Origin of the sequence: Tardiphaga sp. 839_C3_N1_4 (genome assembly GCF_051811045.1) — a bacterium.
Lineage (GTDB): Bacteria > Pseudomonadota > Alphaproteobacteria > Rhizobiales > Xanthobacteraceae > Tardiphaga.
The window spans coordinates 3,512,016-3,535,673 of sequence record NZ_JBPWQD010000001.1 but is presented as its reverse complement, the minus strand read 5'-3'; the positions used below and the strand labels follow the sequence as shown (position 1 = coordinate 3,535,673).

25 protein-coding genes are annotated in these 23,658 nt (G+C 62.3%); 20 read left to right on the top strand and 5 right to left on the bottom strand.

Annotated elements, in window-relative coordinates:
* Positions 1–31 precede the first annotated feature (31 nt).
* From AB8A38_RS16955 to AB8A38_RS16945, 3 genes are all read left to right on the top strand, one after another.
* Entirely contained in the window at positions 32–1,822 is a 1,791-nt protein-coding gene (locus AB8A38_RS16955) for an acyl-CoA dehydrogenase C-terminal domain-containing protein (RefSeq protein ID WP_439086750.1), read from the top strand.
* 194 nt (positions 1,823–2,016) lie between these two features.
* Positions 2,017–3,225: an acetyl-CoA C-acetyltransferase gene (locus AB8A38_RS16950; protein ID WP_439086749.1), complete on the top strand. Its 1,209-nt coding sequence runs from the start codon at positions 2,017–2,019 to the stop codon at positions 3,223–3,225.
* 12 nt (positions 3,226–3,237) lie between these two features.
* Complete coding sequence (locus tag AB8A38_RS16945; RefSeq protein ID WP_439086748.1) at positions 3,238–5,454, top strand: 3-hydroxyacyl-CoA dehydrogenase NAD-binding domain-containing protein; 2,217 nt, start codon at positions 3,238–3,240, stop codon at positions 5,452–5,454.
* A gap of 227 nt (positions 5,455–5,681) precedes the next feature.
* Here AB8A38_RS16945 and gstA read toward each other — a convergent pair whose 3' ends face one another.
* Positions 5,682–6,296, bottom strand: coding sequence for a glutathione transferase GstA (gstA, locus tag AB8A38_RS16940; protein ID WP_068732584.1), 615 nt, complete (start codon positions 6,294–6,296; stop codon positions 5,682–5,684).
* 125 nt (positions 6,297–6,421) lie between these two features.
* Here gstA and AB8A38_RS16935 point away from each other — a divergent pair, with 125 nt between their 5' ends.
* The 5 genes from AB8A38_RS16935 to AB8A38_RS16915 all read left to right on the top strand — a co-directional run bounded on the left by AB8A38_RS16935 (position 6,422) and on the right by AB8A38_RS16915 (position 9,943).
* Positions 6,422–6,922 carry a MarR family winged helix-turn-helix transcriptional regulator gene (locus AB8A38_RS16935; protein WP_149529271.1) on the top strand — a complete coding sequence of 167 codons (501 nt, stop codon included), beginning with the start codon at positions 6,422–6,424 and terminating at the stop codon, positions 6,920–6,922.
* 96 nt (positions 6,923–7,018) lie between these two features.
* The gene (locus tag AB8A38_RS16930) at positions 7,019–8,389 is read left to right on the top strand and encodes a glutamate--cysteine ligase (protein WP_439086747.1); all 1,371 of its coding nucleotides are present in this window, start codon (positions 7,019–7,021) and stop codon (positions 8,387–8,389) included.
* Between the two features lie 149 nt (positions 8,390–8,538).
* Positions 8,539–9,054, top strand: a complete 516-nt coding sequence (locus tag AB8A38_RS16925) for a PAN domain-containing protein (RefSeq protein ID WP_086937046.1) — start codon at positions 8,539–8,541, stop codon at positions 9,052–9,054.
* A 27-nt stretch (positions 9,055–9,081) separates the two neighbouring features.
* Positions 9,082–9,441, top strand: a complete 360-nt coding sequence (locus AB8A38_RS16920; RefSeq protein ID WP_439086746.1) for a DUF6152 family protein — start codon at positions 9,082–9,084, stop codon at positions 9,439–9,441.
* Between the two features lie 10 nt (positions 9,442–9,451).
* Positions 9,452–9,943, top strand: coding sequence for a DUF6644 family protein (locus tag AB8A38_RS16915; RefSeq protein ID WP_439086745.1), 492 nt, complete (start codon positions 9,452–9,454; stop codon positions 9,941–9,943).
* 16 nt (positions 9,944–9,959) lie between these two features.
* On the opposite strand, the gene lepB is transcribed toward AB8A38_RS16915, so the two are convergent.
* Both lepB and tldD read right to left on the bottom strand, forming a co-directional pair.
* Positions 9,960–10,736: a signal peptidase I gene (lepB, locus tag AB8A38_RS16910; protein WP_320446419.1), complete on the bottom strand. Its 777-nt coding sequence runs from the start codon at positions 10,734–10,736 to the stop codon at positions 9,960–9,962.
* A complete protein-coding gene (gene tldD, locus AB8A38_RS16905; protein ID WP_439086744.1) occupies positions 10,733–12,160 on the bottom strand; it encodes a metalloprotease TldD in 1,428 nt (475 codons plus the stop codon). Before tldD ends, lepB begins: the two co-directional genes overlap by 4 nt.
* 353 nt (positions 12,161–12,513) lie before the next feature.
* On the opposite strand from tldD, the gene AB8A38_RS16900 reads away from it, so the two are divergent.
* Complete coding sequence (locus AB8A38_RS16900) at positions 12,514–13,698, top strand: PepSY-associated TM helix domain-containing protein (RefSeq protein ID WP_439086743.1); 1,185 nt, start codon at positions 12,514–12,516, stop codon at positions 13,696–13,698.
* A 17-nt stretch (positions 13,699–13,715) separates the two neighbouring features.
* Here the strand turns inward: AB8A38_RS16900 and AB8A38_RS16895 are convergent, their stop codons facing one another.
* Positions 13,716–14,048 carry a winged helix-turn-helix transcriptional regulator gene (locus tag AB8A38_RS16895; RefSeq protein ID WP_439088544.1) on the bottom strand — a complete coding sequence of 111 codons (333 nt, stop codon included), beginning with the start codon at positions 14,046–14,048 and terminating at the stop codon, positions 13,716–13,718.
* 233 nt (positions 14,049–14,281) lie between these two features.
* Between AB8A38_RS16895 and AB8A38_RS16890 the strand changes: the two genes are divergently transcribed.
* From AB8A38_RS16890 to AB8A38_RS16880, 3 genes are all read left to right on the top strand, one after another.
* Complete coding sequence (locus AB8A38_RS16890) at positions 14,282–14,665, top strand: DoxX family protein (protein ID WP_315840324.1); 384 nt, start codon at positions 14,282–14,284, stop codon at positions 14,663–14,665.
* A gap of 89 nt (positions 14,666–14,754) precedes the next feature.
* The gene (locus tag AB8A38_RS16885; protein ID WP_439086742.1) at positions 14,755–15,267 is read left to right on the top strand and encodes a DsrE family protein; all 513 of its coding nucleotides are present in this window, start codon (positions 14,755–14,757) and stop codon (positions 15,265–15,267) included.
* 46 nt (positions 15,268–15,313) lie between these two features.
* A complete protein-coding gene (locus tag AB8A38_RS16880) occupies positions 15,314–15,946 on the top strand; it encodes a TlpA family protein disulfide reductase (protein ID WP_315840326.1) in 633 nt (210 codons plus the stop codon).
* A gap of 18 nt (positions 15,947–15,964) precedes the next feature.
* On the opposite strand, the gene AB8A38_RS16875 is transcribed toward AB8A38_RS16880, so the two are convergent.
* The gene (locus tag AB8A38_RS16875; RefSeq protein WP_315840327.1) at positions 15,965–16,525 is read right to left on the bottom strand and encodes an invasion associated locus B family protein; all 561 of its coding nucleotides are present in this window, start codon (positions 16,523–16,525) and stop codon (positions 15,965–15,967) included.
* A 483-nt stretch (positions 16,526–17,008) separates the two neighbouring features.
* Here AB8A38_RS16875 and coxB point away from each other — a divergent pair, with 483 nt between their 5' ends.
* The 8 genes from coxB to AB8A38_RS16835 all read left to right on the top strand — a co-directional run bounded on the left by coxB (position 17,009) and on the right by AB8A38_RS16835 (position 23,638).
* A complete protein-coding gene (coxB, locus tag AB8A38_RS16870) occupies positions 17,009–17,854 on the top strand; it encodes a cytochrome c oxidase subunit II (RefSeq protein WP_089266828.1) in 846 nt (281 codons plus the stop codon).
* A 103-nt stretch (positions 17,855–17,957) separates the two neighbouring features.
* Positions 17,958–19,583, top strand: coding sequence for a cytochrome c oxidase subunit I (gene ctaD / locus AB8A38_RS16865; RefSeq protein ID WP_439086741.1), 1,626 nt, complete (start codon positions 17,958–17,960; stop codon positions 19,581–19,583).
* A gap of 97 nt (positions 19,584–19,680) precedes the next feature.
* A complete protein-coding gene (locus AB8A38_RS16860; protein ID WP_439086740.1) occupies positions 19,681–20,622 on the top strand; it encodes a heme o synthase in 942 nt (313 codons plus the stop codon).
* A gap of 16 nt (positions 20,623–20,638) precedes the next feature.
* A complete protein-coding gene (locus AB8A38_RS16855) occupies positions 20,639–20,812 on the top strand; it encodes a CoxF protein (RefSeq protein ID WP_092140163.1) in 174 nt (57 codons plus the stop codon).
* A gap of 18 nt (positions 20,813–20,830) precedes the next feature.
* Complete coding sequence (locus AB8A38_RS16850; protein ID WP_439086739.1) at positions 20,831–21,451, top strand: cytochrome c oxidase assembly protein; 621 nt, start codon at positions 20,831–20,833, stop codon at positions 21,449–21,451.
* Positions 21,452–21,552: 101 nt separating this feature from the next.
* Positions 21,553–22,410, top strand: a complete 858-nt coding sequence (locus AB8A38_RS16845; RefSeq protein ID WP_089266832.1) for a cytochrome c oxidase subunit 3 — start codon at positions 21,553–21,555, stop codon at positions 22,408–22,410.
* Between the two features lie 80 nt (positions 22,411–22,490).
* The gene (locus AB8A38_RS16840; RefSeq protein ID WP_439086738.1) at positions 22,491–22,886 is read left to right on the top strand and encodes a DUF983 domain-containing protein; all 396 of its coding nucleotides are present in this window, start codon (positions 22,491–22,493) and stop codon (positions 22,884–22,886) included.
* Entirely contained in the window at positions 22,883–23,638 is a 756-nt protein-coding gene (locus AB8A38_RS16835; protein ID WP_439086736.1) for an SURF1 family protein, read from the top strand. The genes AB8A38_RS16840 and AB8A38_RS16835 overlap by 4 nt, the downstream gene beginning before the upstream one ends.
* The last annotated feature ends 20 nt before the right edge of the window (positions 23,639–23,658 follow it).

Below are 23,658 nucleotides of genomic sequence, written 5' to 3'. Positions count from 1 at the left end.
CGATCAATCGAATTCAAACCGAGAGAATTCCATGCCCAGCTACAAAGCCCCGCTCGAAGACGTCGGCTTCCTGCTCAACGACGTGTTTCAGTTCGATCGCTACAACAATCTGCCCGGCTTTGCTGACGCGTCCGCCGATGTGCGCGAGGCGATTCTGGGCGAAGCCGCCAAGCTCAGCGAAGAAGTGCTGCAGCCGCTGAATCGCGTCGGCGATCTCGAAGGCTGCAAGCGCAACGACGACGGCAGCGTGACCACGCCGAAAGGCTTCAAGGAAGCGTACAAGCAGGTCGCCGAAGGCGGCTGGCTCGGCCTCTCGGCTCCCGCTGAATTCGGTGGCCAGGGCCTGCCGGTGACGCTGTCGCAGACCGTCGCCGAATTCCAGATCTCCGCCAATATGGCGTTCTCGATGTATGGTGGCCTCACCATGGGTGCGACCGCAGCACTCATCGTGCACGGCAAGCCCGAGCAGAAGTCGATGTTCCTGCCGAAGATGGTCGCTGGCGAATGGACCGGCACCATGAACCTCACCGAGCCGCATTGCGGCACGGATCTGGGTCTTTTGCGCACCAAGGCCGCGCCGCAGGCGGACGGCAGCTACAAGATTTCCGGCACCAAGATCTTCATCTCGGCCGGTGAGCACGACCTTGCCGACAATATCATCCACCTCGTGCTGGCCCGCATCGAGGGCGCACCAGCCGGCATCAAGGGCGTGTCGCTGTTCGTCGTGCCGAAGTTCCTGGTCAATGCCGATGGATCGATCGGCGCACGCAACGGCGTGATGTGCGGCTCGATCGAGCACAAGATGGGCATCCACGGCAATTCCACCTGCGTGATGAATTACGACGGCGCCACCGGCTGGCTGATCGGCGAAGAGAACAAGGGCATGCAGGGCATGTTCGTGATGATGAATGAAGCCCGTCTCGGCGTTGCCGTGCAGGGCCTCGCGCAGTCGGAAGTCGCCTATCAGAATGCGGTCGCCTATGCGAAGGACCGGTTGCAGGGCCGTTCGCTGACGGGCCCGAAGTCGCCGGACAAGCCGGCGGATTCCATCATGGTGCATCCGGACGTGCGCCGCACGCTGCTGACGATCCGCGCCTTCAACGAAGCTGCCCGCGCCATGGTGGTGTGGACCGCGCTGAAGAGCGACGTCGCGCATCGCTCCGACGATCCGAAGGAGCGTCAGGCGGCCGACGATCACATGGGCCTGATGACCCCGGTGCTGAAGGGTGTGCTCACCGATGGCGGTTTCGCCAATGCGGTATCGGCGCAGCAGATGTTCGGCGGTCACGGCTATATCGCCGAATGGGGCATGGAGCAGTTCGTCCGCGATGCGCGCATTGCCATGATCTATGAAGGCGCCAACGGCATCCAGGCACTCGATCTCGTCGGCCGCAAGCTGCCGCGCGACGGTGGCCGTGCCGCGATGGCGTTCTTCGGCGAGGTCGCAGCCTTCGCCAAGGAGCATGGCGGTGATGAGGCCATGAAGCCTTACCTCGATCCGCTCTCGAACGCGCTCGGTCATCTGCAGCAGGCAACCATGTGGCTGATGAACAACGCCATGATGAAGCCGGACAATGCCGGTGCCGGCGCCACCGATTACATGCAGCTGTTCGGCCTCACGGCCTTCGCCTATATGTGGGCGAAGATGGCCAAGGTGGCGCAGGACAAGATTGCCACTGATGGCGCGACACCCTATCTGACGACCAAGCTGGTCACCGGCCGCTTCTTCATGGAGCGGATGTTGCCCGAAACCGCACTCCATCTCGCCCGCATCCAGACCGGAAGCGCGACGACGATGGAGCTTCCTGCGGAAGCGTTCTGAGATCTAGCTGCTGCCACATACTCAAACTGTCATCCCCGCCTAGCGCACCGGAGGTGCGCGCGGAGCGGGGATCCAGTAAACACAGAGTCCACGGATAAAACGCGGACGTCGGAGTTTACTGGATCGCCCGGTCAAGCCGGGCGATGACAGCGTTCTGGAAATTTGAACAACACGACCACTCTGAGGGAGACACCATGCCCGAGGCATATATCTACGATCACGTTCGCACGCCGCGCGGCCGCGGCAAGGCTGATGGCTCGCTGCATGAGGTGACTGCACTGGCGCTCGCCACTGCACCGCTGAAGGCGCTCAAGGAGCGCAACAACCTGCAGCCGGGCACCATCGATGACGTCATCCTCGGCGTGGTCGACCCGGTCGGCGAAGCCGGTGGCGACATCGCACGCATGGCTGCGCTGTCGGCCGGCTACGGCAATGACGTGCCGGGCATCCAGATCAACCGCTTCTGCGCCTCAGGCCTCGACGCCGTGAACTTCGCCGCGGCGCAGATCATGTCGGGCCAGCACGACATGACCATTGGCGGCGGTGCCGAGAGCATGAGCCGCGTCGGCATTGGTGCCGCCGGTGGCGCGTGGCCCGTCGATCCGTCGATCGCCGTGCCTGCTTATTTCATGCCCCAGGGCGTCTCGGCCGATCTGATCGCAACCAAATACGGTTTCTCCCGCGACGACGTCGATGCCTATTCGGTGCAGAGCCAGCAGCGCGCTGCCAAGGCCTGGGATGAAGGCCGCTTCAAGAACTCGGTCATTCCGGTGAAGGACATCAACGGCCTCACCATTCTGGCCAAGGACGAGCATATGCGTCCGTCCACGACGATGCAGTCACTGGCCGCGCTGCAGCCGTCCTTCGTGACGATGGCGCAGATGGGCGGCTTCGATGCCGTGGCGATCCAGTCGCATCCGGAAATCGAAGGCGTCAACTATGTCCATCACGCCGGCAACTCGTCGGGTATCGTCGATGGCGCTGGCGCCGTGCTCCTCGGCAGCGAGGCGGCCGGCAAGAAGGCGGGCTTGAAGCCGCGCGCGAAGATTCGCGCCTTTGCCAATATCGGCTCCGAGCCGGCGATGATGCTCACCGGTCCGGTGGATGTCACCAAGAAGGTGCTGGAGCGTTCCGGCATGAAGCTGTCGGACATCGATCTGTTCGAGCTCAACGAGGCCTTCGCCTCGGTGGTGCTGCGCTTCATCCAGGCCTTCGAGATCGACAATGAGAAGATCAATGTCTGCGGCGGCGCCATCGCCATGGGCCATCCGCTCGGTGCCACCGGCGCGATGATCCTTGGCACTGTGCTGGACGAACTCGAGCGCACTAACAAGTCGACGGCCCTCGTCACCCTCTGCATCGGCGGCGGCATGGGCACCGCCACCATCATCGAACGCGTGTAAGGAGCGGCCAACATGACCTTCAAGAATTTCAAGGTTGAGACCGACGCCGACGGCATCGCCCTCGTCACCTGGGATATTGCCGGCCGTTCGATGAACGTGCTCGACGTGGCGACCATCGAGGAACTCGGCGCCATTGTCGATCAGACGACTGCGGATGCCGCCGTGAAGGGTGTCGTCATCACCTCCGGCAAGGAAGCTTTCTCGGCCGGTGCCGATCTGTCGATGCTGGAAGGCATGGGCAAGGTGTTCGCCGAGACCAAGGTAGCCAAGGGCGAGGAAGCCGCACAGCAGATGCTGTTCGACGAGAGCCGGAAGCTGTCGCTGACGCTGCGCAAGATCGAGACCTCCGGCAAGCCATGGGTCGCGGCCATCAATGGCCTCGCGCTCGGCGGCGCGTTCGAACTGACGCTGGCCTGTCACTATCGCGTCGCGGCTGAAAATCCGAAGACGCGTCTGGGCCTGCCCGAAATCAAGGTCGGCCTGTTCCCCGGCGGCGGCGGCACCCAGCGCCTCGCGCGCATGCTGCAGCCGCAAGACACCATGCAGATGCTGCTGAAGGGCGAAGCGATCAATCTCGTCAAGGCGAAGGCGATGGGCATCGTCGGCGCGGTGGTGCCATCAGCCGATCTCATCTCGGCCGCGAAGGAGTGGATCAAGGCTGGCGGCAAACCCGTGGCGCCCTGGGACGAGAAGGGTTTCAAGCTGCCCGGCGGCCCCGTCTATTCCAAGCAGGGCATGATGATGTTCCCCGCTGGCAACGCCATCTATCGCCGCGAGACCTTCGACAATTATCCGGCGGCCCGCGCGATCATGCAGTGCGTCTATGAAGGCCTGCAGCTGCCGATGGATGCGGCGCTCCGCGTCGAGTCCCGTCAGTTCGCGCATATCCTGCAGACCAAGGAAGCGGCGGCGATGATCCGCAGCCTGTTCCTGTCGATGCAGGAGCTCAACAAGGGTGCGCGTCGTCCGCAGAACGTGCCGCCGACCAAGGTCAAGAAGCTCGCCGTCATCGGCGCCGGCTTCATGGGCGCGTCAGTCGGCTTCGTCTCCGCACGCGGCGGCATGGACGTGGTGCTGATCGATCGCGATCAGGCCAGTGCCGACAAGGGGCTCGGTCATTGCATCGCAGCCATCGATGGCCTGATCGCGAAGGGCCGCGCCAAGGAGGCGGACAAGACCGCCTTGATGGCGAAGATCACCGCGACTGCCGATTTCGATGTGATCAAGGACTGCGACCTCGTTATCGAGGCCGTGTTCGAGGATCGCGCGGTCAAGGCCGAGATCTACAAGAAGGTGCAGCCGCTGCTGAAGGAAGGCGCGATCATCGCGTCGAACACCTCGACGTTGCCGATCAACTCGCTCGCCGAGGAATTCGCCGATCAGTCCAAGTTCATCGGCATCCACTTCTTCTCGCCGGTCGAGAAGATGATGCTGGTGGAGATCATTGTCGGCAAGAACACCGGCGATGTCGCGCTCGCCACCGCGCTGGATTACGTCCGCGTTATCGGCAAGACGCCCATCGTCGTCAATGACTCCCGCGGCTTCTTCGCCAATCGCTGCGTGTTGCGCTTCACGGCCGAAGGCCTTGAAATGCTGCTCGAGGGCGTGCCGCCGGCGATGATCGAGAACACCGCCAAGATGGCCGGCATGCCGGTCGGCCCGCTGTCGTTGTCGGACGAGATCGCGCTCGATCTCGTGCTGAAGATCATGAAGGCCACCGAAGCCGATCTCGGCTCGCAGGCGGTCGATCAGGCGCAGAAGAAGCTGATCGTCGAGATGGTCGAGAAGCAGGAGCGCTTCGGTCGCAAGAACGGCAAGGGCTTTTATGAGTATCCGCCGAAGGGCAAGGGCTCGAAAGCTCTCTGGAAGGGCATCGCCCCGCTCCTGCCGAAGCCGGTCGATCCCGATACGCTCGATGTCGAAGAGCTGAAACAGCGCTTCCTGGTGGTGCAGGCGGTGGAAGCCGCGCGCACCGTCGAAGATCACGTGATCGTCGATCCGCGCGAGGCCGATGTCGGCTCGATCCTCGGCTTCGGCTTCGCGCCGTTCACCGGCGGCACGCTGAGCTATATCGACTTCATGGGTACCAAGAAGTTCGTCGAGCTCTGCCACAAGCTTGAAGCCAAATACGGCTCCCGCTTCACGCCGCCGAAGCTGCTCGAAGAGATGGCCGCCAAGGGCGAGACCTTCTACGGCCGCTTCCCGCCGAAGAAGCTCGCGGCGGCTTAGTCGATTAGCACGGACCGTAATGCTCCCTCCCCCCTTGCGGGGGAGGGCCGGGGAGAGGGGTGCCCAGAACTCGGGCGACGCGATTTGCGGCCACCCCTCTCCCGCAAGGGGAGAGGGGACGACAGCGCCAAGTCTATCGTGTCGTGATCAACGCGGCATCCAACACAAACAAAAAAGGGCCGGATCAATGATCCGGCCCTTTCGTATTTCAGCTCGATGCCAGCAGCTTACGCCGCCTTCATCAGGCCTTCCTTTTCTAGCGCGGCCTGCACCTGCGGGCGGGCAGCGACGCGATCCTTGTAGGCCATCAGGTTCTTGAACTCGGAGAGATCGATGCTCATCCGGTCGGCCCATTTCAGCATGACGAACAGATAGCCGTCGGCGACGCTGAAATCCTTGCCCAGCAGGTAATCCTTACCTGCGAGCTGGCCATCGAGATATTTGAACTTGCCCATCAGGCGGGTCTTGAAGAAGCCCTTCACTTCGTCGTCGAACACCGGCTGGAACAGCGGGCTGAAGTTCTTGTGCAGTTCGCCATTGATGAAACCAAGATATTCCTGCAGCTGACGGCGTGCATCGCTGCCATTGGCCGGCGCCAGATTTTTGGCAGCGGCCTGGTCGGCGATGTACTGCACGATAACCGGACCTTCGGTCACGAGCGCACCGCTGTCGAGGCCGAGGGCCGGCACCTGGCCCTTGGGGTTGATGGCGAGATAGTCGTCGCCATTTTCCAGCTTCTTGGCTTTGAGGTCGACCTTCACGAGATCGTAAGGCAGGCCAGCTTCGAGAAGTGCGATATGAGGCGAGAGCGAACAGGCGCCTGGCGAATAATACAGCTTCATCGAAAATTCCTCCCTGAGGACATTGGTTTAACCACGCGGGTGACTAAATGCATATGCATGAAAGAGTCAAGATTGATGCAGCTGCATCAAGTGGGCTAGGGTGCCGCCACCATTTGGACTGAGCCATGAAACGTAAACCTTCCACCGAGGCGACAGCCGCCTGGATCCGCCTGATGCGAATCCAGAGCCGGGTGCTGGACGGCGTCGAGCAGGACCTCAAGCGCGCCGGCTTTCCGCCGCTCGCATGGTACGACGCGTTGGCCGAGCTGTCGCGCTCGCCGACCGGCGAGATGCGCCCGGTCGAGCTCGAAAAGCAGATGCTGATACCGCAATATTCGACGTCGCGGCTGATCGATCGTCTGGTCGATGAAGGCCTGGCGGCGCGCCGCGAATGCAAGATGGACAAGCGCGGCCTGTTCGTCGAGATCACGGCGGCCGGGCGCGAGTTGCACAAGAAGATGGGCTGCGCCTATTCAACGGCGATCGAGAAACATGTCGGCTCGAAACTGTCCGACGCAGATGCAGCAAAACTGTGCGGTCTGCTCGACCGGCTCGGCTGCGCGTGCCAAGAAGCGGCACCAACAGTGACATCGCCGGCCGCCAGAGACGCCGCGCCGGCGCGATGAACCTTAAATTTTTGCCTGCGTTCGCGACCCGCACGGGCCGCGGGCGTTCCCGACACCGCGCGCAACAGATTGCAGCGCCTTTCATTCGGAATTTCCATGGCGCGTGACCAAATCGATATGACGCCGCTGCAATCGCGCGACGAACTCGTGGCGTGGCTGGCGGCGGGCGTGAAGCCGCCATCGGAATTCCGCATCGGCACCGAACACGAGAAGACGCCGTTTACGCTCGTCGGTCACAATCCCGTGCCTTACGAAGGCCCGCGCGGCATCGGCGCGGTGCTCGACGGTATGAAGCATCTGCTCGGCTGGGAGCCGATCATGGAAGCCGGCAATATCATCGGCCTCTATGACGTCACCGGCGGCGGCGCGATCTCGCTCGAGCCCGGCGGCCAGTTCGAACTCTCCGGCGCGCCGGTGGAAACGATCCATCAGACGCAGTCCGAATTGATGGCGCATCTGGCGCAGGTGCGTGAAGTGGCGACGCCGCTTGGCATCGGCTTTCTGGGTCTCGGTCTCACGCCGTCGTGGTCGCGCGCGCAGATTCCGGTGATGCCCAAGGGGCGCTACAAGATCATGACCAACTACATGCCCAAAGTTGGCCAGTACGGTCTGGACATGATGTACCGGACCTGCACGGTGCAGACCAATCTCGACTTCTCCTCGGAAGCGGACATGGTCAAGAAGCTGCGCGTTTCCGTTGCGCTGCAGCCGATCGCGACTGCCTTGTTCGCCAACTCCCCTTTCACCGAGGGCAAGCCGAACGGCTTCCTGTCGTTCCGGTCCGAAGTCTGGCGCGACACCGATAATGCGCGCTCGGGCATGATCCCGTGGGCGTTCGAAGACGGCATGGGCTTCGAGCGCTGGGTCGATTACGCGCTGGATGTTCCCATGTATTTCGTCAAGCGCGGGGACACTTACATCGATGTGTCCGGCTCGTCGTTCCGCGATTTCTTCGCGGGCAAGAACGAAAAGATACCCGGCAAGCGACCCACTCTCTCGGATTGGGCCAATCATCTCTCGACGATTTTTCCCGAAGTGCGCCTGAAGCGTTACCTGGAAATGCGCGGCGCCGATGGCGTGCCGTCGGATCGTTTGCCGGCACTGTCGGCGTTCTGGGTCGGATTGCTTTATGACGACAGCGCCCTCAATGCGGCCTGGGATATCGTCAAGAACTGGACTGCGGCGGAGCGACAGGCGTTGCGCGACGATGTGCCGAAGTTGGGCTTCAAGGCGAAGATCAAGGATCGGTATCTGTTCGAAATCGCCAAAGAGTGTCTGCAGCTGGCCCATGGTGGCCTGCGCCGGCGCGGCAAGCTCGACGCGCACGGCCGCGATGAGTCCCACCATCTGGAGGCACTCGATCGGATACTGGATTCCGGAAAGACTCCGGCCGAGCAGATGCTCGACAGGTTCCATGGCGCCTGGGGTGGCTCGGTGGCGCCAGCCTATAAGGAATACTGCTTCTAGATCAGCGGCTTGGCGAAGCTGAAAATCTGTTCATCAGCGGTACAGGTGACCGGCGTTCCAATGGCGTCCTTCTTACGCCGTTTGCAAACCGCTGAAAGTCATCCTGCATGCCGAGGAACCTGTTCAGAGCGTGTCTGACAGCCCTCGCCATGCTGTTGGTCGCAGCCGTTGCACCTGCTCAGGCGCAAACCAATTTCGATCGTCCCGGCGGTGATTATTCGCGCTCGGTCTCTCTGTCCGGCGATCCCGCGGAATGCGCGCTGATCTGCGAGCGCGACAAGAAGTGCCGCGCCTGGAGCTTCAACTATCCGAGCGATAATTCCGAAAACGCGGTGTGCTGGCTGAAAGACAAGGTCCCGCCGCGGGTCGAGAGCTATTGCTGCGTCTCCGGCGTGCGTGGCGCCGGTGTCATTGAGCCGCGCACCGGTCCGGTGGAAACCTCGACAGATCGTTTTGGCGGCGACTATCGTTCGTTCGAGATCAAGAACGACGACAAGGCCGAGCACGGCGATGCATGTCGCGATGCCTGCCAGGGCGACAATAAATGCCGCGCCTGGACCTTTGCGCGGCCCGGTTATGCCGGCAAGAATGCGCGCTGCTTCCTGAAGAACGACATCAAGCCGCCGCGGCGAAAACCGGGTTTCATCTCGGGCGTTGTGAGGTAGCATTCCGGTAATAAAGGGAGTTGAGCCATGACGCGTCTCCTGCCCGCAGTGACATTCGCTGGATTACTGATTGCTGTTACGACGGTCGCCGCCGTCGCCCATCACGGTTGGGGCAGCTACGACGCTGCCAATCCGGTCACCGTGAACGGTCCTGTCGAAAACAGCAAATTCGAGAATCCGCACGCGACGATCGTGATCAAGGGGGCCGACAAGGCCTGGACCGTCACTCTTGCGCCGACCTCTCGCATGACGGCGCGCGGGGCATCCGCCGATATCGTGGCTGTCGGCAAGACGGTCTCGGCCTTCGGCTATCCATCCACCGTCGAGAAGGACGAGATGCGCGCCGAACGCATCACCGTGGACGGCAAAACCTACGAACTACGATAGCGCCCGGCCCATGACCGAGGGCGCACCCGCAATCTTCATGGCCATGGAGGCGTCCGCAATTGGCGCTGCGATCCGGCAATCGCGCTGGCTCTATATGTCCGCCAATATCGGCCACATCGTCGCGCTGATGTTCTTCGCCGGTGCCATTGCGGTGATGGATGTCCGGCTCGCGGGCGGGTTGGCTGCAACGGCGCCCGGTCCGCTGCTGCGCAGGGCGCGCCGCTTTGCCATTGCCGGATTTCTCGGCCTCGTGCTCACCGGCAGCATTCTGTTTACCGCCGAAGCGAGTCATGTGGTGCTGAACCGCGTGTTTCAGATCAAGGCGGCTCTGATCGCGCTGGGCTTGCTCAATGTCGTCTGGGTTGAGGCGATCATCATGCCGAAGATCGCCGCGTTGCCGCCGCTGTCACCGATGCCTGCGGGTGCGCGGCAAGGCGCGCTGGCATCAATGGCCATCTGGTTCGCGGTCGCCATATGCGGCCGCGCGATTGCTTACTTCTGAGCTGCTGTCGCGGCGCTCAATGCACCCCGGTGAAGAATCGCGCCATGCGGAAGCCCGATAGCCAGTTGGTGACCGGCTGGTTGCGCACGCCGAGATCCCATGAGCCGACGATGGCATCGACGCGGCCGACGAGGTTGTCCATCGGCAGCAGGCCGACACCACCTTGCGACACCGGAACGCGGCTGTCGGCAGAGTTGTCGCGGTTGTCGCCCATCACGAACAGATGGTCGGGGGGAATGACGACTTCCGGCGTGTTGTCGAGGCGGCCGTTGTCACGCAGCTTGAAGATCGGATGCGACACGCCGCCGGGCAGGGTTTCGACATAACGATGCGCCGGTTCGGAGCCGCCGCTATCGTCTTCCGCGGCACCGATGCCGTCGGCCTTCACCGACGTCGCGACGCCATTGAGCCAGACCTGACCGCCGCGCAGTTCGACGCGATCGCCGGGCAGGCCGATCACGCGCTTGACCCAGACCTGGGAGCGGTCGCCGGGCCAGCGAAACACCACGACATCGCCGCGCTTCGGCGTGGTCGCGAAGACGCGGCCGGTCTCGGGAAGGGAGACATGGATCGGCAGCGAGGCTGTTGAGTAGCCGTAGGGAAATTTGGTTGCGAGCAGTGCATCGCCGATCAGCAGCGTCGGTTCCATCGAGGCCGACGGCACATAGAACGGCTCGGCGAGCGCGCCCTTTGCCACGAATACGATGCCGACGATCGCGACGATCTGTGCCAACTGACCGGACCAGCGTTTTGCGGTCGATGCGACGGTTGTGGTTTCCGTATCCGTGGTCACGAGCCCGTTCCTCCGATGGTCACCTTGTCCATGCGCAGCGTCGGCTGGCCAACGCCCACCGGCACGCCCTGGCCGTGTTTGCCGCAAGTCCCGATGCCGTCATCGAGCGCGAGATCGTTGCCGATCATGCTGATGCGGTGCAGGTCGGTCGGACCGTTGCCGATCATCATCGCGCCCTTGAGTGGGGCGCCGATCTTGCCGTTCTCGATCTTGTAGGCCTCGGTGCACTGAAACACGTATTTGCCGGAGGTTATGTCGACCTGGCCACCGCCGAAGTTCACCGCATAGATGCCGTTCTTCACCGAGGCGAGGATTTCGGCGGGATCGCGCTGGCCGGCCAGCATGTAGGTGTTGGTCATGCGCGGCATCGGCACATGGGCATAGCCCTGACGGCGGCCGTTGCCGGTCGGCTTCATGCCCATGAGGCGCGCGTTCTGGCGGTCCTGCATGTAACCGACGAGGATGCCGTCCTCGATCAGCGTTGTGCGATTGGTCGGCGTGCCTTCGTCGTCGATGGACAGCGAGCCGCGGCGCGACGAGATGGTGCCGTCATCGACGACAGTCACGCCCTTGGCGGCAACCTGCTGGCCCATCAGGCCGGCAAAAGCCGAGGTCTGCTTGCGATTGAAATCGCCTTCGAGCCCGTGGCCGACGGCTTCATGCAGCATCACGCCGGGCCAGCCGGGGCCGAGCACGACATCCATTTCGCCGGCAGGGGCCGGGATCGATTCGAGGTTCACCAGTGCCTCGCGCAGCGCGCCGTCGGCTGCCGTGTGCCACGAACCGCTCTCGATGAAGCGCGCATAGCCCTCGCGGCCGCCATAACCCTTGGAGCCGCTTTCCTGCCGATCGCCCTGACCGGCCACGACGGAGATATTCACGCGGACCAGCGGGCGAATGTCGCGATAGCTCTCGCCGTCCGGGCGCAGGATTTCCACCACCTGCCAGGTGGCGCCGAGAGAGACCGAGACCTGGCGGACGCGGGGGTCCTTGTCGCGCACATAGGCGTCGATCTCCGCCAGTAGCTTGACCTTGGCCTCGAAGCCCGGCGCGTCCAGCGGATTGTCGTCACTATAGAGCCGCACATTGGTATGCGAAGGCGCTGCGGCAAAGGTGCCCGCATAGCCGCCACGGACCGCATTGACCGCATCGGCCGCACGGATCAGCGCCGGGATCGAAACGTCGGAGGAATGCGCATAGCCGACCGCATCGTCCTTGACGGCGCGAAGGCCAAAACCCTGCGCGGTGTCGTAGGTTGCCTGCTTTAGCCGGCCGTTGTCGAAACCGAGCGCCTCGGACTGGCTGTATTCGAGAAACAGCTCGCCATCGTCAGCTCCCTGAAGCCCCCGCATGAGCTCGCGGCGAACCTCGTCGCGGTCCAGATGGGCGCGGTCGATCAGGGAGGTGGTGGCTGGGCTGGTCATGCAGGCTCCAATGTCAGCGGCGCGGCCCCGGCGCCAGGCGCGGGGCCACGATTTCAATTTGTAGCGACAACCCGGGGATGGGTCGCCTTACAATGGCGTAACCTGTGGCGAAACAGGCGATTTAAACAAAGATAGGTGCTGCGGCGGGAAAAAGGGAGAGCCGATCTGCGGCGCCAAATGGTGTCATGGCACCCGCCCGCTTCTGCCTCCGGTTCCGATTGGAACTATTACAAATCTCCGGGTGCCGGGATTGATGGTAGCGGCGTCCTTCGCAGGGTATGAGGACATCGTCGTTCGTCGACGGGCCAAAAGGCCGGGACGCGGTCTTTTCCAGAGAGATACTGTCGCTTTTCATGGCCTCACGAACCAAATCCGCATTCTTGCAAGTCCATTCCATCATCGGCCTGGCGATCTCGCTGATCCTCGGCCTGATCGGTCTGACCGGCGCCATGCTGAGCTTCGAGGACGAGATCGTCGCTGCGCTGAATCGCGATGTGACGAAGGTGGATCCGCGGCCCGCACCTGTGCTCGGACCTGATGAGCTGGTGGCGCGGGTTCAGGCAGTGCCGGGGGCGGGCAAGGTTGGTCTCATCGTCTTTTCGAGCGAGCCCGGCACGGCGGTGCGGATGCGCTTTGCCCGCAGCGAGACTGGGGAGCGCTCGTCGGTCTATGTCGATCCCTATGATGGCCGCGTCGTCTCTGCGATGCAGGGGGAGGGCTTCTTCGCGACCCTGCGCAACCTGCATCGCTTTCTGCTGTTGCCGGGCAACGGCAATGGCTATGGCCGTCTGATCACCGGCGTCGCCGTGCTTGGCCTGTTCGTATTGCTGATCTCCGGGATGGTGTTGCGCTGGCCGCGCCGTGTCCGCAGCATCAAGGCTTGGCTGAGGCCGAATCTGGCGATGCCCGGCCGTCCGTTTCACAGGTCGCTGCACAGCGTCGTCGGCACGTGGTTGCTGCCGGTCTATCTGGTGACCATTCTCACCGGCCTCTGGTGGTCGTTCGACTGGTACAAGGCCAGCGCCACTTGGCTTCTGTCGAGCAAGCCCGCTGCGAGTGCGCCGGCCATGCGCGGAGCAAAGGGGGGCGCCAAAGCACCTGCCGCTGATGCGCCTGCGACTCCGTCACTCGACAAGGTCTGGTCGACGTTTCTGGCTGATCAAGGCAGCCGCTATGCGATGGCGATCATGCAGGTGCCGAACGGACCGGGCAGTGTCGTGCGTATCCGCTCGGTGGCAAAGGATGCGTCATTCGATGAAGCGCGCGACGATTTCCGCATCGATGGCGTGACCGGCCGCATGGTGTCGGCAGAGCTCTACAACGACAAGACATTCGGTGAGCGCATTCTGGCCGCGGTGCTGCACATCCACACCGGTGCGTTCCTGGGATTGCCCGGCCGCATCGTGTTCTTGCTGGCCGCGGCCTTGATGCCGTTGTTCACCGTGACCGGCTTCATCCTGTATTTCTCGCGCCGCCGCCTGCGCGCGGCATCGAAGCCCGGGCGCCGTCATGCGGTCGGGCTGGTGCCCGGCGAGTAAGGCGCTCCGTTCCCGGATCAAGGATGAGTCAGGGGTGCTGCGCTCTCGTCGGATTCGGATGAGGTCGCGGATCGGGCCTGCATCGCAGAGAAATGCGCCTGCGACCATCGGAACAGTTCGTCGAAGACCGGCCTGAGCGCTCTCGCCGATTCCGTGATTTCATATTCCACCCTCGGAGGGATCTCGGCGAAGACCGTGCGCTTGACGAGCCCGTTGGACTCGAGATCGCGCAGTTGCGTCGTCAGCATGTGTTGCGTGACACTCGGAATCGCTCGCTGCAGTTCTCCAAACCGGTGTTTGCTCTGGACCAGTTGCCAGAGGATCTCACATTTCCATTTGCCGGTAATCATCCCCAGCGCCCGATGAAAATCTTCTACTTCCCGGCCCTCCTGACATTCGGGGAGCGCGATATCGCCTGTTTTTCCATTAGTCATGTTTTTCATACTATCTCAGAAAAAGCATTCTACTTGTCTTTTTCATCTTACTGCCGAAATTTGTGCTTCGAAAGCGCGCCGTGGATCTGAAGCAGACTTTGCCGTCAGCCGCGCCGCCGAAACCGTTTTGACCATCTTCGGAGCCGCCCATGTCATCGTCTTCCGTCACCTCGTCAGCGCCGCGGCGCTGGACCTCCATCAGTCTCTGGGCCGTCAGGGGCTTGCTCGCTCTGGCGTTCGCTGCTGCGGGGACTGCCAAGCTTTACGGCGTGCCGATGCTCGTCGAAGAGTTCGAACATATCGGTCTTGGGCAATGGTTCCGCTATCTGACCGGCACGCTCGAGATATTCGGAGCAGCCCTGATCATCATTCCCTCAACGGTCGCGTTTGGCGCGGTCCTCCTGTGCTGCATCATGATCGGTGCGATTTTTACCCATGTGTTTGTCATTGGCGGCTCACCGATTCCGGCGATCGTGCTGCTCGCATTGAGCGCTATCGTGGCTTACGCCAAGCGCAGCATGATCCTCAGGTAGCGAGCGCTCGTCGCTCTCATCCGCCATCCACGGATGCCGTTGGCAAAAGCCGAACGTTTCAGTGTGTTCGAGTGCAAGTGATGATTTCAATGCGGAGTTATAGCGGCAAGGCTTTGGCCACGGTGGCGTTCGGTCTGGCATTTGCGGCACCGTTATTCGTCACCCTGGCTTTGACGGATGCAGGGTCCGCCATTTCAAAGCAGTGGGCGCCGGAGACGAAGCCTGCGGCGGTCAAGGCACATCGTCTCGTACTGCAGATCAACACTGACGATCCGACCGTCATGAGAGCACTGATTTCGACGTCGCTGAACCTGCCGAAATACTACCGGGAGACGAAGCAGGAGTTCTCGATCGAAATCGTCGCTTACAACGCCGGCATTCATATGTTTCGAGTGGATACGTCGCCGGTCAAGGAACTGCTGAAGGTCGTCCAGGCTCTCACGCCCGACGTTCGCTTCGTGGTCTGCGAAGCGACCAAGCTCGGCATGGAGCGCAGCGAGGGGCATCCGATTTCGTTTATCGACAATGTCCAGATGGTTCCGAGCGGGCCTGGACGGATCATCGAGCTACAGGAAGCGGGTTGGTCCTATATCCGATCCTGAGCGGCACCCTTCGCGACCTTATTTGATGCCCATCGGAGGCTGGACCGTGACAATACCGCATCGCGGACGGGCTATTGCTCGCTCGCCAATCTCGCGACGTACGCTGCTCAAAGGGGCACTGGCCACGACGGCCGCATTGGCGGCGGGGGGCGCTGCCGCGGATGCGCGGCCTGATGGGCCGCCGCCCTTTGGCACCGCGCGGCATCAGTTCACTGTCATCCGGGGAGCGCGTCCGATCCCGTCCGTTGCGGTGCCTCGCCTTGTCGGCAAGCCGGTCTATCTGACCGCGTTTCCAGGAAAGGTCGTTCTGGTCAATTTCTGGGCGACATGGTGCCCGGCGTGTAAGACCGAGTTGCCGATCCTTGATCGGCTGCAGGATATCGAGACGCGCGCGAATCTGCAGGTTATTGCGATTGCCACCGATCGCGCAGACGTTGCTTCGTTCGTACGCAGCCTGAAGCTGAGACACCTTGATGTCGGTATCGACCCTGGTGGACTGGTCGCGCGTGCCGGCGAGGTAGCTGCTCCGGACACTCCGTTCAGCCTCTACGCGATGCCTATCTCATATCTCATCGGGACGACGGGGCAGGTCGAAGGATATCTTGCTGGCGAGGCGGACTGGGCATCTGAAGATGCCCGGCGATTGCTGGACTATTACAGAGGGCGTGGTTCCGGCTAATGCTGCCGGGTTCAAAGCCTATGGCAGCTTGTCGTAACCCTCGCCGATGCCGTTGAGGCTGAGCGGGAAGCCGATGCCTTCTTCGGGCGTTTCGAAGATGATGAAAGTCGCGGTCTTCGCGGTGCGGAGCTGGGCGAGCAGCTTGTCGTCCATCACGACTTCGGCAACACAGCCATTGGGCAGGCAGCGCACGAAGCCGGCGCGGCCGACATCCTGATTGTCGAGCTTGAGGCCGAGGCCCGACGGCAGCAGCACGCCGAGCGGCGCCACCACGCGCATCAGCTTGCTCTTCTGGTCGGCAGTCTTCAGCACGATCACCGTGAGGCCAGCATTGGAGCGGTCTTCCGCCACCACGCTCTGGATCAGGGCGCATTGTTCCGCCTGGGCACCGGGCGGGGTGTCGCAGCGGATCTGCCAGTCGCCATGAACCGAGCGCACCGCACCCTGGGCGCTGGCGGTAGCCGGGACGGCGGCGATCGCCGCCAGGGCGAGACAACCGAGCGCCAGCCAGCGCCAGCCTGCAATCCCGCGGGCCGGGCGGTTCAGGGTCGGTTTATGCTGCAACTTCGAGTGCCCCATCCGGGTCGATTCCTTAGGCGGTGACGTGGTGGTCGTAGTCCAGGGCAGCACGCTTGACGCTGTCTGTCCGGAGGATTTTTCCAGACCACGGAATGATACGGCAATGACGGCGCCTTGAAGGCATCCACGGAGCCACGAAAGCGCTCTCAGGCGCGAATCAGCATCCTGCCGATCGCCTGATCTGTGCCTACATCGGACAATTCCGCTGTCAAGCGCCGTTCGGCTGCCGCACGCCTCTTTATATCTGATTTCATGCAGCAATTGCGACCTTCGTTCAATACCGCCGAATGCATTACGGGATGCGCCACTCCTGCATTGCGACAGACCGCGAATTATGGTTTGAGAGGCTAGATTTCGACGCATTCTAACAATTGCCTCCAGGCCAATCACTTGGGCGTTTTGGCAAATTGGCAGGGTGCGGATCGGGCGGCATAATTCGGCGACAGGCCGAAATGCGACAGTAAATATGGGAGCGCGAGCGGCATGAGGATGTCGAGGGGCCAGATTGGCCGCCGGTTGCTGGGGTTAGCAGTTGTTGGGGCCGGGCTTGCTTTTGGCGGTGCTGCATTCGCAGAGGTGATGGGCCAGCCCGCGCCGTGGGAATTCAAGCTGCAGGAAGCCGCCACGCCGGTGATGGAGAACATCACCTGGTTTCATAATTTCCTGCTCTGGCTGATCACCGCCATCACACTGTTCGTGCTTGTACTTCTCGTCATCGTGGTGATGAAGTTCAACTCCAAGGCCAACCCGGTCGCATCCAAGACCACGCACAATACGCTGATCGAAGTGGCGTGGACCATCATCCCGGTTCTGATCCTGGTCGCAGTGGCGGTGCCGTCGTTCCGTTTGCTGTTCCTGGAACTCGATATTCCGAAAGCCGACCTGACCATCAAGGCAACCGGCAAGCAGTGGTTCTGGACCTACAGCTATCCCGACAACGGCCCGTTCGAATTCGACTCGCTGATGGCCACCGACAAGCAGCCGCGCCTTCTTGCCGTCGATAACGAAGTCGTCGTTCCCGTGAACAAGGTCGTGCGCGTGCAGACGACCGCCGCGGACGTCATCCATTCCTTCGCGATCCCGTCCTTCGGCATCAAGATCGACGCCGTTCCGGGCCGCCTGAACGAGACCTGGTTCAAGGCCACCAAGACCGGCATGTTCTACGGCCAGTGCTCGGAACTGTGCGGCAAGGATCACGCGTTCATGCCGATCGCGATCCGCGTCGTCAGCGATCAGGAATTCACCGCATGGGTCGAGACCGCGAAGAAGAAGTTCGCGTCCAATCCGGCGAATTCCTACGCTTCGGCCGGAACTGCTGTGGCGCAGTAAGCGGGTGGCGGAGCCGCGAGGCTCCGCACGCACTGTAAGAAATTAGGGCGAGGGGACCGCAAGGTCCAAAGACTGCCAGAAGAAGACAAAGCAGGATTTGAAAATGGCAACGACCGCGGCAACACCGGCTCACGACGATCACGCCCACGACGATCATGCGCATGCGCATCCGACGGGGTGGCGGCGCTACGTCTATTCGACGAACCATAAGGACATCGGCACGATGTACCTTATCTTCGCGATCGTGGCGGGCGTCATCGGCGGCATCATGTCGATCCTGATCCGCATCGAGTTGATGTATCCGGGCGTCCAGATCTTCCACGAAAGCCACACCTACAACGTCTTCGTCACCTCGCACGGCCTGATCATGATCTTCTTCATGGTGATGCCCGCGATGATCGGCGGTTTCGGCAACTGGATGGTGCCGCTGATGATCGGCGCGCCGGACATGGCCTTCCCGCGCATGAACAACGTGTCGTTCTGGCTGCTGCCGGCTGCCTTTGCGCTGCTCATCATTTCGACCTTCGTGGAGGGCGAGCCCGGTGCCAACGGCGTTGGTGCCGGCTGGACCATGTATGCGCCGCTCTCGACATCGGGCCATCCCGGGCCTGCCGTCGACTTCGCGATTCTGGCGCTGCATATCGCCGGTGCATCGTCGATCCTCGGTGCCATCAACTTCATCACCACTATCTTCAACATGCGCGCGCCGGGCATGACCCTGCACAAGATGCCGCTGTTCGTGTGGTCGATCCTGGTCACCGTGTTCCTGCTGCTGCTGTCGCTGCCGGTTCTGGCGGGCGCCATCACCATGCTGCTGACGGACCGTAACTTCGGCACCACCTTCTTCGCCGCAGACGGCGGCGGCGATCCGATCCTGTTCCAGCATCTGTTCTGGTTCTTCGGTCACCCTGAAGTGTACATCCTGATCCTGCCTGGTTTCGGCATGATCTCGCAGATCATCTCGACCTTCTCGAAGAAGCCGGTGTTCGGCTATCTCGGCATGGCCTACGCGATGGTCGCCATTGGCGGCATCGGCTTCGTCGTCTGGGCGCACCACATGTACACCGTCGGCATGTCGTCGGCGACGCAGGCCTACTTCGTCGCCGCAACGATGGTGATCGCGGTGCCGACCGGCGTGAAGATCTTTTCCTGGATCGCCACGATGTGGGGCGGCTCGATCGAGTTCAAGGCGCCGATGCTGTGGGCCGTGGGCTTCATCTTCCTGTTCACCCTCGGCGGCGTCACCGGCGTCGTGCTGGCCAATGCCGGCGTCGATCGCGTGCTGCAGGACACCTACTATGTGGTCGCGCACTTCCACTACGTGCTGTCGCTGGGCGCCGTGTTCGCCATCTTCGCCGGCTGGTATTACTGGTTCCCGAAGATGTTCGGCTACATGTATTCGGAAACCATCGCCAAGGCGCATTTCTGGGTCACCTTCATTGGCGTGAATCTGGTGTTCTTCCCGCAGCACTTCCTGGGTCTGTCGGGCATGCCGCGTCGCTATGTCGATTATCCGGATGCCTTCGCCGGCTGGAACCTGGTATCGTCGATCGGCTCCTACATCTCCGGCTTTGCCGTGCTGATCTTCATCTACGGTGTGATCGAAGCTTTCGTCCGCAAGGAAAAGGCTGCGAACAATCCGTGGGGTGCCGGCGCAACCACGCTGGAATGGACGCTGACGTCGCCACCGCCCTTCCATCAGTTCGAAGTGCTGCCGCGCATCAAGTAACGACTATCCGTGGCGCCTTCGGGCGCCGCGCCTCTGAATGCCTCCGCCGCGGCCAGTCTGGTTTCGGCGGAGTGCGTGTAACAAAGTGAGATTGATCTTGTCCGTCCTCGACCACCACGCCATCGACCTGTCTGCCCCCCGCATCTCCGAAGCGGGTGTTGCCGACTACATCGCGCTGCTCAAGCCGCGGGTGATGTCGCTGGTCGTGTTCACGGCGATGGTCGGCTATTTCCTGGCGCCGGGCGATCATCACCCGGTGCTGGCGATCACCTCGATCCTCTGTATCGCTGTCGGCGGCGGCGCCTCCGGCGCGCTGAACATGTGGTACGAAGCCGATATCGACGCGCTGATGTCGCGCACTGCCAACCGCCCGATTCCGCGCGGCCGTGTCACCCGGCCGGAAGCACTGACCTTCGGTCTGGTGCTGGCCTTCTTCTCGGTGATGACGCTCGGCATCCTCGTCAACTGGCTGGCCGGCGCGCTGCTCGCTTTCACCATCTTCTTCTATGTCGTGATCTACACCATCGCTCTGAAGCGCTGGACCGCGCAGAACATCGTCATTGGTGGTGCAGCCGGTGCGCTGCCGCCGGTCGTCGCCTGGGCTGCGGCGTCAGGAACGCTCTCGATGGAGCCGGTCCTGCTATTCCTGATCATCTTCTTCTGGACCCCGCCGCATTTCTGGGCGCTGGCCCTGTTCCGCAACGACGACTACACTCGCGCCGGCGTGCCGATGCTGCCGGTGGTCGCCGGTCCCGACGCAACCCGGCTGCAGATCCTGCTCTACACCGTCGTGCTGGTCGCAACTGCCGTCGCGCCTTGGCCGCTCGGCTATTTCTCGGCCATCTACGGTGTGGCTTCGCTGATCCTCGGCGCCGGCATGATGTATCTCGCCGTGCAGGTCTATCGTCTGCGCGAAGGCACGCCTGCCAATCGCGCGACGCGCAAGCTGTTTGCTTTCTCGATCGTCTATCTGTTCGCGCTGTTTGCCATTCTGCTGCTCGAGGTGGTCGTGAAGGCCATCCTCCCGCTGGTCTGGTAGAGGGGCGCATGATCCAATGGACAACGAACGCAAGCCTGAAGAGCCAGAAGGCATCGTCCTTACTGAAGCACAGAAGAAAAGCCGTCGCGAACGCTCGCTGGCTATCGCCTGGGCGCTCGGCATTCTCGTCGTACTGTTCTTTGCCGTCACCATGGTCAAGGGGCCGGCCGTTCTCATTCGGCCCATGTAATGCCAAAAGCTGAATGACATGACCGATCAGCCGCAGAACATCAAAGCCTCCAAGCCGCGCCTCGGTCGCGATGCGACGGTGGCTGCGGCTTGCGGTCTGCTGGTGGCGTTCATGGTCGGCGCGTCCTACGCCGCCGTGCCGCTGTATAACTGGTTCTGCCGTGCCACCGGCTTCAACGGCACTACGATGGTGGCGAGTTCGGCACCCGCGACGGGCCCGATCGCACGCAAGATCGCCGTGCGCTTCGATGCCAATGTGTCGGGCGGCCTGCCATGGAAGTTCGTCCCGGAGCAGAGTGAGATCGAGGTCAAGATCGGCGAGGTCGTGACCGTGTTCTATACGGTGACCAACCAGTCCGCCCGTACCACCTCGGCACAGGCTGCCTATAATGTGGCGCCGCTGACGGTGGGAGCATTTTTCCAGAAGATTAATTGCTTCTGCTTCACCGACCAGACGCTGGCGCCCGGTGAGAAGCGCGAAATGCCCGTTGTGTTCTATGTCGATCCTGCGCTGGCCGCGGATAGCGAGAATGACGGACTGAAGTCGATCACACTGTCCTACACGTTCTACCCCCTGCGCGATCAGGCGCCGAAGCCGCTGGCGGCGACGGAGACTGACAAGCGCAAGGGAAACCTCTGAGATACGGGGAACCTCCAGGAGAAATCCTGGAGCGTTCCGAGTTATAAAATTGAGAGAACTCGCACCGGCTTCAACCGGCGCAGCTGACGGAGAGAACCGCAATGGCTACGGCGCAAGCAAAGCACCACGACTATCACCTCGTCGATCCCTCGCCGTGGCCGGCGGTAGGCTCGCTGTTCGCCTTCATCATGGCGGTCGGCGCGGTCAGCTGGATGCATCACATGTATGCCGCGGCGCCCATCGTGTTCGGCGTCGGTACCATCGGCGTGCTCTACGTGTTCGCAAGCTGGTGGACCGACGTGGTTCGCGAAGCCCAGTACAAGGGCGACCACACCCGCGTGGTGCAGATCAGCCATCGCTACGGCATGATCCTGTTCATCGCCTCGGAAGTGATGTTCTTCGTCGCCTGGTTCTGGGCCTATTTCAATTCGTCGCTGTTCCCCGGCGATCCCGTCCATGCCACCCGCGAAGCGCTGTTCGGTGGCGTTTGGCCGCCGAAAGGCATCCAGACCTTCGATCCCTGGCACCTGCCGCTGCTCAACACGCTGATCCTGCTGACCTCGGGCACGACCGTCACCTGGGCGCATCACGCGCTGCTGGAAGGCGACCGCAAGGCTGTGAAGTATGCGCTGATCCTCACCGTACTGCTCGGCGCTGCCTTCTCCTGCGTGCAGGCGTTCGAATACGCCCACGCCGCTTTCGGCTTCAAGGGTAACATCTACGGTGCGACCTTCTTCATGGCGACCGGCTTCCACGGTTTCCACGTGCTGGTCGGCACCATCTTCCTCTTGGTCTGCCTGTTCCGCGTCTATGCCGGCCACTTCACGCCGAAGCAGCACCTCGGCTTCGAATTCGCCGCCTGGTACTGGCACTTCGTGGACGTGGTCTGGCTGTTCCTGTTCGTCACGATCTATGTCTGGGGCTACGGCGGCCCTATCGTCGGCGCAGCCGCGCACTGATCGCATTCGGGTGCTACAAGAGGGCGGCCGCAGGGCCGCCCTTTTTGTTTGGCGCTTGCGCCGTGAGAGAATTCGACTCGATGCCCGATCAAGCCGCTGCCCCCGTCACGCTCGGCCAGACCGTCATTCGCGGCCTGACCTGCAAATGCCCGCGCTGCGGCGAGGGCAGGCTCTATGCCGGCTTCATCAATCTGGCGCCGCGCTGCGAGCGTTGCGAACTGGACTATGCTTTCATCGACACCGGCGATGGTCCGGCGATCTTCATCATCATGCTCGCCGGTGCCATCGTCGTTGGCTGCGCGCTGGTGGTAGAGGTCAAGTACCAGCCGCCATTCTGGCTGCACGCGGCGCTGTGGCTGCCGCTGATTCTCGCGACCACGCTGCTGCCGTTGCGCTCCATGAAGTCGCTGCTGATCGCCCTGCAATTCCACCACAAGGCCTCCGAAGGCCAACTCATCGATCGCACGCCGAAATGAACACTGTTGCAGCGCGCCGGCGCAGTATCACCGGTCTCGGCATCGTCACGCTCATCATCGTCGGTGTGCTCCTCAGTCTCGGCTTCTGGCAGTTGCAGCGCCGTACCGAGAAACATGCGTTGATCGCCGCACTCACGGAGCGACTTGCGGGTGCGCCCGGTGCGCTGCCGCTGCCATCCACATGGGGGGCGCTGACACCTGCGAAGGATGAATTCCGCCGCGTCAGCTTCTCGGCCACCTACAAACCTGTCCCGGACGGCATGGTCTACAGCTCCGGCTCCGGGGTGCGGCCGGATGTGCCGGGCCCGGTGACATGGGCCTTCCTGCCGGCGCAACTGGCATCCAGAGAGACCGTCGTGATCAATGCCGGCTTCGTGCAGAACACGATGCAGGATCGCGCCCAGCAGGACCGCGCCGTGCAGAAGCTCATCACCGGCGCGCCCGTAACCCTGACCGGCTATCTGCGTTTCCCCGAAACCGCGGGCACGCTGACGCCCCATGACGACGTCAGTAAACGCCTCTGGTTCAACCGCGATCAGCGCGCCATGGCGCAGGCGCTCGGCTGGGGCCCCGTTGCCCCGTTCTATGTCGATCTGGAAACGCCCGTGCCGGCCAACGCCATTCCGAAGCCCGGGCCGCTCGAAATCCATCTCAAGGATGACCACATGCAATATGCCATCACATGGTTTGGCCTCGCTGCCGCCGTGGCGATTGCCTTCGGGGTCTGGACCCGGGGCCAGCGGCGGGCCTGAACCCCGGCCAAAGTTGGTTT